Genomic DNA, 13,684 nt, shown 5'->3' with positions numbered 1-13,684 from the left:
GGTAAAAGGATTAATGCTGCCAGAAACTGCGTACCCTACAATGCCAGCAGAAAACACCCTAAATAACGTCAGGTGATCGCGTGCATTCCAATATGATTGAACACCTCAATATCTTCATACAGGTAGTTGAGCAAGGTAGCTTCACAAAAGCCGCGGATATTCTTCAAATACATCGCCCCACCGTAAGCAAAGCGATTCAGCAGATAGAAGACGACCTCGGCGTTAAACTTATTCATCGTACAACCCGCAAACTGAGCGTTACGGCGGAAGGTGATGAGTTTTATCATCATGCCAGGCACGTGCTGGCCGAAGTTAACGACATGATGGCCAGTTTTTCACCTTCTCTTCCACCCCGGGGGCGCCTCAGGCTGGATGTTCCGCTGGCGCTGGCTCACGCCGTATTAATTCCAAACCTCAGGCATTTCCAGACCCTCTACCCGGATATAGAAGTGGTGCTGGTTTCTTCGGACAGAAAAACGGATTTAATTACGGAAGGCGTAGACTGCCTCGTTCGACTGGGCGCGCTTCAGGATTCGAGTTTCATCTCCAGGCGCATTGGTGATATCAGGATGGTCACCTGCGCAGCCCCCTCTTACCTGCAACAACACGGGAGGCCGGAAACACCTGCGGATCTGGAGCAGCATCATGCGGTTAACTTTTTCAACGGTCACAGTCGCGACGTGATGGAGTGGACGTTTATCGAAGACGAGAGCGTCGTGTCGCGACGGCCTGCAAGCAGCCTGCTGGTTGATAACTCCGATATTTTGCTCTCATGCGGTCTGGCCGGCCTTGGCATTATTCAGGCTACTTATGACGCCCTTGCTCCCCATATTATTTCCGGCGCGCTTGAAGAGATTTTGACGCACTATCCTTCAATGTCTAAGCCCGTGTCAGTGATGTATCCAGACAAGCGTTATCTCTCCTCAAAAGTCCGGGTATTTATCGACTGGTTCAGTGACGTTTTGGCCACCCACATCCGCTCAGGGAGCCGGATTGGTAGCAAATAATTAATTCTGACGTTCCCTGACGGCTATTTTTGGTGCATTTATAACAGCGTAAATTGTTCGCAACTGAACCGGACACGCCTTCAGCATTTTCTGAAGGGGTGTTGCTAACTGATGAGAACAGATTATGTCTAAAGTGGTTATCTTTAATCGCACGGGTGGTCCGGAAGTGCTGGAAGTGGTTGATGTAGAGGTGCCTGCGCCAGCATCGGGTGAAGTGCAGATCCGCGTACAGGCGATGGGTCTCAACCGGGCTGAAATCATGTACCGTAGCGGCCAGTATGTAATCGAGCCGACGTTTCCGGCACGTCTCGGTTATGAAGCGTCCGGCATCGTCCAGGCGGTCGGTGAGCATGTAGAAGGGTTTGCCTGCGGCGACCATGTGAGCGTGATCCCGTCGTTTATGTTCAATGAATACGGCATGTATGGTGAACGGGTCAATGCGCCTCTTCATGCTGTGGTAAAGCACCCTGAAAACCTCTCTTTCGAAGAGGCTGCCGCAAGCTGGATGATGTATGTCACCGCCTATGGCGCGCTGGTTGAATATGGCAACCTACAGGCTGGTCAAAATGTAGCGATCCGCGCAGCATCAAGCAGCGTGGGGCTGGCTGCTATACAGATAGCTAACATGCTGGGTGCAAAACCTGTTGCGCTGACTCGTACTTCTGAAAAGCGTGAAATGCTCCTTAAAGCCGGTGCCGTCGCTGTTATTGCCACTGCCGAGCAGGATTTGGTTGCGGAAATCAATCGAGTGACAGACGGCACAGGCGCGCATATCGTTTTTGATCCCGTCGGCGGTCCGGACGTGGCGAAATTGACCCAGGCGATGGCGCCGCAGGGCATGTTCTTTCAGTATGGCGCGCTCGACAGCCGCGACATGCTTGTGCCTGTGTTTGACATTCTGGGTAAGCACCTCACTCTGCGTGGATATGAGCTGTTTGAAATCACTACGGATCCTGAAAAAATGGCGCGCGCAAAGGCCTTTGTCACCGAAGGCTTACGTTCAGGCAAACTGAAGCCGGCCATAGATAAAACGTTCCCGCTTGAAGAAATTGCGGACGCCCATCGCTATATGGAGGCGAATGGCCAGGTAGGCAAAATTGTCGTGGTCGTTAAGTAATTCTTCAGTTACGTATGCACAAATCGGGTTATCAGACTTAGTATCAATAGCTGTGTGCGGCCCTGGCCTTGCAGATTGTGCGTTTCACACAACCTGATGCGCACCCTTTATTTGAAAACCCCATAAGATTGTTCAGGCACTTTCCTGTCATCCCTTATCACAATGGAGCAACGCATGACTTCACAACTGAGCTGGCAGGCACCAGCTATTAATCGCAAAAAAGTAGGCGACATGACGGTGACCATGCTCAGTGATGGTTACCTGGACGTATCCTTTGAGCTGCTGTCAGGCATTGATGGGTCACGTGCTGAGGCGCTGCTTCAGAAGCGGGGCGCGCCAGTGTTGCCGCGTATCAATATCAACGTTTATGTCATCCAGACGCCTGAGCGTACCATTCTGATCGACAGCGGCGCGGGCGGTATCAATGGCTGGGGCGGTCGGCTTCAGGTTGCTCTGGCGGCGGCAGGCATTGACCCGCTCGCTATCGATACCCTTTTACTGACTCACGCCCATCCGGATCATATCGGCGGTCTTGCTGGCCCTCTGCAGACCCCTGTGTTCCGTAACGTCCAGCAGCTGTTTATTCATGAAAAAGAGCTCGCCTTCTGGCGCGATGAAACCATTGCAGCCGGCGCGCCTGATGGGTTTAAGCCGTACTTCGAAGTGGCAAAAAACGCATTTAACGCTTATGCCGATAAGCTGGTGCCGTTCCGCGAGGAAGCCATCCTGCCGGGTATTCAGACTGTAGAGCTCTTTGGTCACACACCGGGGCACAGCGGATATTTGCTGGGCGATGAAAGAGAGTCTCTGCTTATCTGGGGCGATATTGTCCATTTCCCCCACATCCAGGTTGCGCAACCTGACGTGACAATTGCATTCGACAGCGATCCTGCCGCAGCCGCAGCCGTTCGTAGCAGACTGCTTGACCGTGTGGTAAGCGATAATCTGGCCGTCAGCGGCATGCATTTTAACCTGCCAACTACCGGCAAAGTTGTGCGGGATGGTAACAGCTATGCGCTGAATTACGACCTCTGGTCGCCTGCTGTCTGAGCTTGCTTCCTTTATGCCGACACCGCCTCAGGGTTGGGCTGTCTGTGAAACTGTGGCTGCACGCGTGAGTTAGGTCTTGGTGGTCGGCTTTAGCAGGCAGATTACTGAGCATGATTTTGCAGAGCCCTCAGGTTTTTGCTGAGGGCCGATGTGAATAAACAACCTGTCAGCAGCCCCATCTGTCGTTTAACGCTCCCGCCCTGCCCGCCTCTGAACTGTTCAGGTATTGCATAATCTCTGTCAGCCAGCAGAGCGACATCTCGCCGAGCTGTAGAGTGCTTGTCCGGCATGTTCAGCACGCACGGCGGTTTGAAGATGTGCCTGAAGATAGAGTAACGATGCCCCTGAGCGGGCCGTTGAGCTTAGCTATCGAGGTACGGCTGATTAGTCATCATTACGTCCATCCATGCAATATGCGCAAGATATCACCCAGCTAACGTTATCTGATTCATTCCCAGAGGCGCTCATTAAGGTTGCCTCTGGTGAGACAGCCCCATCTTATTTATGAAAAGACCTTTAATTTTATCTGATTGAAAATAATTTACATTCTCCAGCTGCTAAATGAAGCACGAACCTGAGCCATCTTCAGTCCAGACCCTCCACAGCGTTATTGATTATCATTTTATAAATTGCGTCCGGATGAAAAATTATTTCCCGATGGGGATGCATCTTTTGCCGCAGGGTGAATCGTAACGATCAGCCAGACAGATCTGCCCCGCTAATAAGCCAGGCTTTAATACTTTGCGGCGCATTCAGTCAGGCTAGCTCTGTCTATGAGAAAACATGCAGATGTAATCATGGTGTCGCCAGAGGCTTCTTTTCCCGGAACCGCTGTGGCGAATAAGCCATAGTGAGGTTAAGTAATCTGTACAGCACCCTTTTTGATATAGCCGCAAACCGACAGCGGGTTATCTCTTTCTCTGGAAACCACTCAGCAACGCCATCATACAATTCATACTAATTTGATTTAAATCTATTTATGGAAAGTTAGATCACCGTAACATCCTCGGTTTTTTGAACGGTAGATGTATATGATTTTTAACATCGGCAACACTTTGATTTTACTCTACAGAGCCCACCGGTTAGTCCGGAAAAAAAACCTCATTAACGGTGAGTACTCCGCTTATATCGCCTATCGCCTGTCGCTGATTATGGGGCTGGATGAAAACTTCTGCGCTAAATCGCTGGTTTGCAGCTTGTTGCAGAACTATTCCTCAAGCGCCAAAAACTATAACGACAGAGAAATGAACCTCGATCACGCGCCGAGGCGAATTAAACTGAGCGACTGCTCTGTCTTTCAGGAAATCTCTATTCCCGCTCGTTACAGGGAATATAGCTTCGCGGAGCTTAAAAAACTTAACATCACAACGCATGAGTTATTGATGAGCTCAATATTAAAAATAAGCCATCTTTTCAATAACTTCCTGCAAGAGACAGGTTTTTTAGCCGCGCTCGAAAAAGACAGAATGCTTGCCATACAAAGCTTCGACTTTAAAAACTTCAAAAACAGGGTCGTTAGCGAAGATTTTCATCCGGGGTTACTCACTGAGTTAGAGAGATTGTCTCAAATGGACGACTTCTGGTTTTACCTCAGAGATGACTATATAGAGGGGATGATCAGGACGATGAATTTCAACAATGTATTACCCGCCATGAATGACGAGCATGCTCTGAGTCTGGCGCGCCTTCTCTCAACCATTGTCGATATGAAAAGTCCCTTAACGTATCAGCATTCTATTAAGGTCGGTGAGCTGGCCTGTTTCATCGGCAAAAAAATGCACCTTGATAAAAAAACCTGTACGCGTCTGCATCTTGCCGGTCTGTTGCATGACATCGGTAAAATAAATGTTGCGGACGCCATATTAAACAAATGTGGCAAGCTAACGCCCAGCGAGTACAGAAAAATACAGGCGCACGCAACAGATACCAGAGGGATTCTTCGCAGTATTATCATCGACGCAAATGTCGTTGCCTGGGCGGCAGAGCATCATGAGCGACTTGATGGCCAGGGATACCCTATGAAAAAAACAGGGGAGCAGCTGACATTGCCCAGTAGAATACTGGCTATCGCCGATGTGTTTCAGGCACTGTGCCAAAAACGAAGTTATCGTGACAAGCTTAATCTCGAAGAGGTTTTAAAAATCATACGCTCGGAATGCGCTCAGAATAAACTATGTTCCAGAACGTTCGCCGTGTTTGAAGAAAATGCTGAGCAGTGCTACGAGATCGCTAAGTGAATTATTACCCATGATTAAATCAATACTCAAAACTAAAAACGACAAAAGACTAACAGTCATTGTGGTCTTTCTGGTGCTTTTCCCTGTAACAGCCTATGTATTAGGCTCTTTTAGCTATTTAAATAAAATTTCAAACAATTCAATTGATGCAATAACCGGAATTTTGCTGCATGAACAAGCGGTAAACGATGGCATTGCTTCAATGATGTCAATCTCAGCAATACCAGAGGTCAATTTACAGAAAAACGCATTAAAACTATCAGGTGTGCTGTATAAAAACAGCAATTTCTCTGAACAGTCATACCACAAACTCAGGGCAATAAGCCTTATCGAGAGTTATGTGTCGCAAGAAATATTAGAAAACAGATATTATTCTTCACCGAAGAATGGCTTCGTTTATTTTTTTAACAAGGATAAATATCAAAACCTCAAGCCAGAAATGTACAACGATGTGGTTAGCCTCACCGGTAACTTTGCCAGATTTGTATCGAAAAAAAATCTTGGGGGAGACTTTTGGGATAATCACCTGTCACTGAATGAAATATACAAAGACACGGTTACGCAAAAAATGGTGATGACCATCGCCTCGCCCGTTCTGAGCATTTCCACAAAAGAAATCACGGGTTTCTTCTATTCCGATCTCAGCGAGGAAGAGCTATGGAAGCGCGTATACAGTAAAATCAAAATTCCGGCATGGTTAAGCATCACGGCTAATAACATTTCTCAGGATCGTGCGGGCAGCCTGTGCGTTACAAAAAACTGTGACGCTGATAACTTAAGGATTAACCTGTCGTCTCGACCTCTTGCTGACATTTTCATCCTTGAGTCAGCCGTTAATGTAAAAGCGCTTATCATGAACAACGTCACGTTCATGCTCTTGACTTTATTATGTTTTGCACTCTTATTTATCGCCTTCTCTAAACTTGCTCATTTAATAATCAGAGTTCAACGTAAGGTGGTGATTGACCCGCTCACTAAAGTGTATAACCGTCAGATCATCGGATATTTATCCTCTGCCAGCTTCAATAGCCTGATTATTTTTGACTGCGATGACTTCAAGATCATTAACGATGAGTTTGGTCATCTCGTCGGAGATGCGGCGTTAAAGCATATAGCCAGCACGATTTCTAAAAACATAAGAAATGAGGATGTGGTAATTCGGTATGGAGGAGATGAATTTATCGTTCTTTGTACTAAAGAGAAAGTCGGTGCCGCCAGGATGGCTGAAAGAATATGCTCAAAAATTTATGCAGTGCCTTTTGAGGTGGATGGATTAAAATTACAGCTGTCGCTGTCGTATGGTGTTGCGCACTTTTGCGACAATTTACAATCTGCCTTGCGCTCGGCTGACGAAGTTTCTGTATGCACACAAGGCAGAAAAAAAGAAAAGGAAATCGAAAGATCACTCTGCGCGTTAATGCTGCCTGACCGATGTGCGTCATGCGCAGCTATTTAGATAGCTGCGCCATTTTACACTGAGGCCATGCATTGACTCATTTTTAATGGACTTAGTGCTTTGTCGCAAAAATGCTTCTAAGTTGTAGATTCATGAGCCTGGGGCAGCTGATTTTACAGAGGATCGCCTTAAAGATCAGCCAATAAAGGGTAGTATATACGAAACATATACGTTTCATATAGGCCACCCATGGGCATTGTTAAAATATCCGATCTGATGCATGAGAATCTGCGCATCGCCAGCCAGGCGATGAGCCGCTCCATTAACGCGCAAGCCGAACACTGGCTAAAGCTGGGCATGCTGGCAGAGCTCTATCCCCACTTTACCCAGCAGGAGCTGGCGCAGCTGCTGATCCGCGTCGAACTGGAGCACGGCAGCGACCTGCGTCAGCTCATTTCCCCTGCCGAACGCCTGCCACAAGGAGAAGCGCAGTGAACAGAAGCGTAAAGATCCACACTCAGGAACAGATCGAACTGGCGCGCGCGGCGGGCCATGCGGCGGCGCAGGTGCTGGCGATGATTGCGCCGCACGTGCAGCCAGGCGTCACCACGGAAGAGCTGGATGACATCTGCCACGATTTTATCGTTAACGAGCTGAAGGTGATCCCCGCCAATATCGGCTATCAGGGCTACACGCGCACCACCTGCACCTCGGTGAATCACGTGGTGTGTCACGGCATTCCCTCGGCCAAAAGGCTGAAAAAAGGGGATATCGTCAATATTGATATCGGCGTTATCAAGGATGGCTGGTACGGCGATACCAGCCGCATGTACTTTGTCGGCGAACCTTCGGTGCGCGCGCGGCGGCTGGTGGATATCACTTATCAGTCGCTGGTCGCGGGCATTCACGCCGTGAAGCCGGGCGCCACGCTGGGCGATATCGGCGCGGCGATCCAGCGCGTCGCGGAAGGCGCCGGTTTCTCCGTGGTGCGCGACTACTGCGGCCATGGCGTCGGTCAGATCTATCATGATGAGCCGCAGGTTCTGCACTACGGCACGCCCGGGCAAGGCTTAGCGCTCCAGCCAGGCATGATCTTCACCATTGAGCCGATGATCAACGCCGGTAAAGCGGGCACCAGCGTGCTCTCGGACGGCTGGACGGTGGTCACCAAAGATCGCTCGCTTTCGGCGCAGTGGGAACATACCCTGGCGGTTACGGAAAGCGGATTTGACCTGCTGACGCCCTGGCCGGACGGCTATGGCGACTACCCAGCGATTTAACGCCGCTTCAACAGCCCTTCTGCTTTAAGCCGGTGCTGCGTTGCACCACGACACGTCAGGTAATGTGCTTTAGCGCGCAGCACTGGAAAAAATAGCCCGCAAAAACATGCCATTAGCAAATGGCATGCATTTTGCTCAGGGAATTCCATCTTGTATACCAGTTGGAATTCACTCATGGCCTCAACTTTCGGACTCACGCTTCAGGAGTGGCAACGCCGCTATCAGCAGGACCCGCACTGCATCGGTGCGCTGCTGACTGCGCATCTTGACGCTCTCGATCGGCAGGATAACGCCTGGCTTTATCTCGCCACCCCGGCGCAGCTTCAGGCGCAAATCGAACCGCTGCTGGCAAGTTATCTGCGCAATCCGGCTGCGCTGCCGCTGTTTGGCGTGCCCTTTGCGGTGAAAGACAATATCGACGTGGCAGGCTGGCCCACCAGCGCCGCCTGCCCCGCCTTCACCTACACCGCCGACGCGGACGCCTTTGTGGTGGCGCAGTTGAAAGCGGCGGGCGCGGTGGTTATCGGCAAGACCAATCTCGACCAGTTTGCGACAGGTTTAGTCGGCACGCGTTCCCCGTTCGGCGCGGTGAGCAATACGTTTAATCCTGACTATGTCAGCGGCGGCTCCAGCTCGGGTTCCGCTTCGGTGCTGGCGCGCGGCCTGGTCGGCTTCTCGCTCGGCACCGATACCGCCGGTTCCGGCCGCGTGCCGGCGGGCTTTAACAATATCGTCGGGCTTAAACCCACCAAAGGCTGGTTCTCCGCCAGCGGCGTAGTGCCCGCCTGCCGCCTTAACGACACCGTCTCCGTGTTTGCCTTAACGGTGGAAGATGCCTTTATGGTCGCCACCGCCGCAGGCGGCTATGACGCCGGTGACGCCTATTCGCGCCACAACCCGCGCACCGCGCCTGCCAGCTTCAACCCACAGCCCGCATTTGCCGTTCCCGCCGCGCCGGAATTTTTCGGCGATAAGCAGGCTGAAGGAGCCTGGCTGCGCGCGCTGGAACAGCTGCAGGCGGGCGGCGCCACGCTGCATCCGATCGATTTCACCCCCTTCCACCAGCTTGCCGAGCAGCTCTACTACGGTCCGTGGGTGGCGGAACGCACCGCGGCGGTGGGCGAGATGATCAACCGCCCCGAAGAGATGGATCCGGTGGTGTACGGCATCGTCAGCAGCGGGCTGAAATATAGCGCCGTCGACGCTTATCAGGCGGAATATCTGCGCGCCGAACTGACGCGTCAGATCCAGCAAACCCTGGCGCAGTTCGATGCCGTGGTGGTGCCGACCTCTCCCACCATTCACACCCTGGAAGAGATGAAGCAGGAGCCGGTACGCTTCAACTCACACTTCGGCACCTACACCAACTTCACTAATCTCGCCGACCTCAGCGCCCTGGCCCTGCCTGGCCCGTTCCGGGACGATGGCCTGCCTGCGGGCATCACGCTTATCGCGCCCGCCTGGCAGGATCGCGCTCTCGCCGAGTTCGGCCTGCGCTGGCAGCAGCGGATGGCGCTCTCTCCCGGCGCCACCGGCCAGCCGCCGCGCGCCCAGCACGCGCCGCTGCCGCTCTCTGCCGATCACGTGCGCGTCGCGGTGGTTGGCGCGCATCTCACCGGCATGCCGCTCAATTTCCAGCTCACCACCCGCAACGCGGTCTGGGTAGAAGAGACGCGAACCGCCAGTAACTATCGCCTCTTCGCCCTGCTTGACGGCCCGATCAAAAAGCCAGGCCTGCTGCGCGGCGACAGCGGCGCGGCGATCGTCGTTGAGCTGTGGGATATCCCGCTGGCGCGCTTCGGCGAATTCGTGGCCGAGATCCCGGCGCCGCTCGGCATCGGTTCGCTGACGCTCGCCGACGGCCGCGTCGTGAAAGGCTTTATCTGTGAACCGGCGGCGCTGACGCAGGCGCTGGAGATCACCGAATTCGGCGGCTGGCGCAGCTGGCTCGCCTCTCAGGGGAGTAAATAACCATGTTCAGCACCGTTTTGATCGCCAACCGTGGCGAGATTGCCTGCCGTGCGATGCGCACGCTTAAGCGCCTCGGCGTGAAAAGCGTGGCCGTTTACTCCGATGCCGATCGCAACGCGCGCCACGTCAAAGAAGCGGACGTGGCGATCGCGCTCGGCGGCGATAAGGCCGCCGACAGCTATCTGCGCATCGATAAAATTCTCGCCGCCGCCAGAGAGAGCGGCGCGGAAGCGATCTGGCCCGGCTACGGTTTTCTCTCGGAAAGCCTGCCGTTCGCCGCGGCCTGCGAAGCGGCGGGCATCGCTTTTGTCGGCCCGACGGCGCAGCAGATTGGCGAGTTCGGCCTGAAACATCGCGCGCGCGAACTGGCCGCCGAGGCCGGCGTGCCGATGACGCCCGGCACGCCGCTGCTCAGTTCGCTCGAAGAGGCGATCGACGCCGCAGCGCGCATCGGCTATCCGGTCATGCTGAAAAGCACCGCCGGCGGCGGCGGCATTGGTTTAACGCGCTGTGCCGACGAGGAGGCGCTGCGCAACGCCTGGGAGAGCGTGCGCCGCCTCGGCGAACAGTTCTTCAGCGACGCCGGGGTGTTCCTGGAGCGCTGCATCGATCGCGCTCGCCACGTCGAAGTGCAGATTTTCGGCGACGGCAGCGGCAAAGTGATCGCCCTTAGCGAGCGCGACTGCTCGCTACAGCGCCGCAACCAGAAAGTGGTGGAAGAAACCCCGGCGCCCCATCTTCCGCAGGCCACGCGCGACGCGCTGCTGGCCTCAGCGGTGCGCCTGGGCGAGCGGGTCAGCTACCGCAGCGCAGGCACCGTTGAATATATCTATGACGCCGAGCAGGATGCCTTCTACTTCCTTGAGGTCAACACCCGTTTGCAGGTCGAACATCCAGTGACCGAATGCGTCACCGGCCTCGACTTAGTGGAGTGCATGCTCCAGGTCGCGGCGGGCGACGCCCTTGACTGGTCGCGCCTGCAGCGGCCGCCTGCCGGCGCATCGATTGAGGTGCGCATCTACGCCGAAGATCCGCTGAAAAACTTCCAGCCCGCGCCGGGCACGCTCACCAGCGTCGTCTTCCCGGATGAGGTGCGCGTGGATAGCTGGATCGACACCGGCACAGAAGTTTCGGCGTTTTACGATCCGATGATCGCCAAACTGATTGTCCATGCGGAGACGCGCGAAGCGGCGCTGGCGAAGATGCAGCAGGCGCTTGACGCCACCCAGCTGCACGGCATCGCCACCAATCTCGACTATCTGCGGCAAGTGGTCGCCACCGAGGCGTTCCGCAGCGGTCAGGTATGGACCCGCTTTCTTGACGGTTTTACCCCGTCCGCCAGCGTAGTTGAAGTGCTGCAGCCGGGCACCTTCAGCACCATTCAGGATTTTCCGGGCCGTCTCGGCTACTGGGATATCGGCGTACCGCCCTCCGGGCCGATGGATGATTTCGCCTTCCGCCTCGCCAACCGCATCGTGGGCAACCACGAGAGCGCTGCCGGGCTGGAGTTTACGCTGCAGGGGCCGACGCTGCGTTTCCACAGCGATGCGGTGATTGCCCTGACCGGCGCCAGCTGCCCGGCCGCGTTAGATGGCGTCAGCCTGACCTACTGGCAGCCCGTTGAGGTGAAGGCCGGGCAAACCCTGACCTTAGGCCGCGCCCAGAGCGGTTGCCGCACCTACCTGGCGGTTCGCAACGGGTTCGACGTGCCGGAATATCTGGGCAGCCGTTCCACTTTTTCGCTCGGCCAGTTTGGCGGCCATGCCGGACGCACGCTGCGCGTAGCGGATATGCTGCCCATTTCACAGCCGGAGCTGGCGGCCTGCACCACGCCCGCGCCGGTCGGCGCGCCGCAGGCGCTGGATCGGGCGCTGGTGCCGCACTACGGCAGCGAGTGGCGCATCGGCGTGCTCTACGGCCCGCACGGCGCGCCAGACTTCTTCACCCAGGCCGCTATCGATGAGTTTTTTTCCAGCGACTGGCAGGTGCACTACAACTCAAACCGTCTTGGCGTGCGCCTGGTCGGGCCGAAACCCACCTGGACGCGCGCCAACGGCGGCGAGGCCGGTCTGCACCCCTCTAACGTCCACGACTGCGAATACGCCATTGGCGCGGTGAACTTTACCGGCGACTTTCCGGTGATCCTGACGCACGACGGCCCCAGCCTGGGCGGCTTCGTCTGCCCGGTGACCATCGCCAAAGCCGAATTGTGGAAAGTGGGCCAGGTGAAACCGGGGGATCGCATTCGCTTCCATCCGATCGGCGTCGAAGAAGCGGCAGCGCTGGAAAAAGCGCAGGCAGAGTGCGTCGCCACCCTTCGCAGCCATCACGCTGCGACCTTTGCGGTGCCGTCGTTAGCGCCGACCGGGTTCGGCTCCGCAACGCTGCTGGCGGCGCTGCCCGCTACCGAAACCACGCCGGCCGCCGTCTATCGCCAGGCGGGCGACAAATATGTGCTGATCGAATATGGCGATAACGTGCTGGATCTGGCGCTGCGTCTGCGCGTACACCTGCTGATGCAGGCGCTGCGCGCGCGCGCGGTGCCCGGCGTAGAGGAGCTATCGCCCGGCGTGCGCTCGCTGCAGGTGCGCTATGACAGCCTGATCCTCAGCCAGAAGCAGCTGATGAACCTGCTGCTGGAGCTGGAAGCCGGACTCGGCGACGTCAGCCAGCTGAAGGTGCCGTCGCGCATTGTCTGGATGCCGATGGCGTTCGAAGACAGCGCCACGCTCGGCGCCGTGGAGCGCTATCAGGAGACGGTGCGCGCCAGCGCGCCCTGGCTGCCCAACAACGTCGATTTTATCCAGCGCATCAACGGGCTGGAGAGCCGCGAAGCGGTGCGCGATACGATCTTTGACGCCAGCTACCTTATCCTCGGCCTGGGCGACGTCTATCTGGGCGCGCCCTGCGCGGTACCCATCGATCCGCGCCATCGCCTGCTCAGCTCCAAATACAGCCCGGCGCGCACCTACACCGCCGAAGGCACGGTGGGCATCGGCGGCATGTATATGTGCATCTACGGCATGGACTCGCCCGGCGGTTATCAGCTGGTGGGCCGCACGCTGCCGATCTGGAACAAATTCCTCAGGAACGATCAGTTCGCGGCGGATGAGCCCTGGCTGCTGCAGTTCTTCGATCAGGTGCGCTTCTATCCGGTCAGCGAAGAGGAGCTTGCCCGGCTGCGCGATGACTTCCGCGAGGGGCGCGCCCGCGTGCGCATCGAAGAAACTCTGTTCGATTTCGCCGCCCATCGTCAGTTCCTTGCCGAAAACGCCGCCTCGATTAGCGCCTTCCGCCAGCGCCAGAGCGACGCGTTTGAGCGCGAAGTGACGCTCTGGACCCAGGAAGAACAGAGCGCGCCGCTCACCAGCGAAGAGACGCTGGCGGCCGTCGAAGCGGATGACGAGGCGCTGGCGGTGTGCGCCGACATGAACGGCAACATCTGGAAAGTGCTGGTGCAGCCGGGCGACAGGGTGGCAAGCGGCCAGACGCTGATCGTGGTGGAAGCGATGAAAATGGAGCTGCAGATTGTCGCGCCGCAGGCCGGTACGGTGAAACGCATCGCCTGTCAGGCGGGACGTCCGGTAAGTCCGGGCGACGCGCTGCTGTGGCTTGAATAAGGAAGG

Annotated in this window: 9 protein-coding genes; all 9 read left to right on the top strand. The window is 55.6% G+C overall.

Going from position 1 to position 13,684, the window contains the following annotated elements; all coding sequences use genetic code 11:
* Positions 1 to 92 precede the first annotated feature (92 nt).
* The 9 genes from AC6I7Z_RS19655 (at position 93) to uca (ending at position 13,678) form a co-directional block, all read left to right on the top strand.
* Complete coding sequence (locus tag AC6I7Z_RS19655; RefSeq protein WP_497815514.1) at positions 93 to 1,007, top strand: LysR family transcriptional regulator; 915 nt, start codon at positions 93 to 95, stop codon at positions 1,005 to 1,007.
* Positions 1,008 to 1,131: 124 nt separating this feature from the next.
* Positions 1,132 to 2,124 (top strand): zinc-dependent alcohol dehydrogenase family protein, encoded by a 993-nt coding sequence (locus AC6I7Z_RS19650; RefSeq protein WP_497815513.1) that lies wholly within the window; start codon positions 1,132 to 1,134, stop codon positions 2,122 to 2,124.
* Positions 2,125 to 2,298: 174 nt separating this feature from the next.
* Positions 2,299 to 3,174: an MBL fold metallo-hydrolase gene (locus tag AC6I7Z_RS19645; RefSeq protein WP_497815512.1), complete on the top strand. Its 876-nt coding sequence runs from the start codon at positions 2,299 to 2,301 to the stop codon at positions 3,172 to 3,174.
* A gap of 1,031 nt (positions 3,175 to 4,205) precedes the next feature.
* Entirely contained in the window at positions 4,206 to 5,411 is a 1,206-nt protein-coding gene (locus AC6I7Z_RS19640) for an HD-GYP domain-containing protein (protein ID WP_497815511.1), read from the top strand.
* A 10-nt stretch (positions 5,412 to 5,421) separates the two neighbouring features.
* Complete coding sequence (locus tag AC6I7Z_RS19635) at positions 5,422 to 6,867, top strand: GGDEF domain-containing protein (RefSeq protein WP_497815510.1); 1,446 nt, start codon at positions 5,422 to 5,424, stop codon at positions 6,865 to 6,867.
* Between the two features lie 189 nt (positions 6,868 to 7,056).
* On the top strand, positions 7,057 to 7,302 hold the full coding sequence (locus tag AC6I7Z_RS19630) for a ParD-like family protein (RefSeq protein WP_033790797.1): 246 nt from the start codon (positions 7,057 to 7,059) through the stop codon (positions 7,300 to 7,302).
* Positions 7,299 to 8,087, top strand: coding sequence for a type I methionyl aminopeptidase (map, locus tag AC6I7Z_RS19625; RefSeq protein ID WP_048781032.1), 789 nt, complete (start codon positions 7,299 to 7,301; stop codon positions 8,085 to 8,087). Before AC6I7Z_RS19630 ends, map begins: the two co-directional genes overlap by 4 nt.
* A 174-nt stretch (positions 8,088 to 8,261) precedes the next feature.
* Positions 8,262 to 10,058 carry an allophanate hydrolase gene (gene atzF / locus AC6I7Z_RS19620; protein ID WP_497815509.1) on the top strand — a complete coding sequence of 599 codons (1,797 nt, stop codon included), beginning with the start codon at positions 8,262 to 8,264 and terminating at the stop codon, positions 10,056 to 10,058.
* A 2-nt stretch (positions 10,059 to 10,060) separates the two neighbouring features.
* The gene (uca, locus tag AC6I7Z_RS19615) at positions 10,061 to 13,678 is read left to right on the top strand and encodes an urea carboxylase (protein WP_497815508.1); all 3,618 of its coding nucleotides are present in this window, start codon (positions 10,061 to 10,063) and stop codon (positions 13,676 to 13,678) included.
* Positions 13,679 to 13,684: the final 6 nt, after the last annotated feature.

This window comes from Pantoea sp. X-Soil-MYKO-1289, assembly GCF_059730625.1.
The sequence above is the reverse complement of the archived record's forward strand: the minus strand, read 5'-3'. Positions and strand labels throughout refer to the sequence as shown.

Bases quoted from the DNA above. Each gene is read 5' to 3' on its own strand.
- uca (WP_497815508.1), top strand. From the start codon at position 10,061: ATGTTCAGCACCGTTTTGATCGCCAACCGTGGCGAGATTGCCTGCCGT.
- AC6I7Z_RS19645 (WP_497815512.1), top strand. From the start codon at position 2,299: ATGACTTCACAACTGAGCTGGCAGGCACCAGCTATTAATCGCAAAAAA.
- AC6I7Z_RS19640 (WP_497815511.1), top strand. From the start codon at position 4,206: ATGATTTTTAACATCGGCAACACTTTGATTTTACTCTACAGAGCCCAC.
- atzF (WP_497815509.1), top strand. From the start codon at position 8,262: ATGGCCTCAACTTTCGGACTCACGCTTCAGGAGTGGCAACGCCGCTAT.
- AC6I7Z_RS19655 (WP_497815514.1), top strand. From the start codon at position 93: ATGATTGAACACCTCAATATCTTCATACAGGTAGTTGAGCAAGGTAGC.
- AC6I7Z_RS19650 (WP_497815513.1), top strand. From the start codon at position 1,132: ATGTCTAAAGTGGTTATCTTTAATCGCACGGGTGGTCCGGAAGTGCTG.
- AC6I7Z_RS19635 (WP_497815510.1), top strand. From the start codon at position 5,422: ATGATTAAATCAATACTCAAAACTAAAAACGACAAAAGACTAACAGTC.
- AC6I7Z_RS19630 (WP_033790797.1), top strand. From the start codon at position 7,057: ATGGGCATTGTTAAAATATCCGATCTGATGCATGAGAATCTGCGCATC.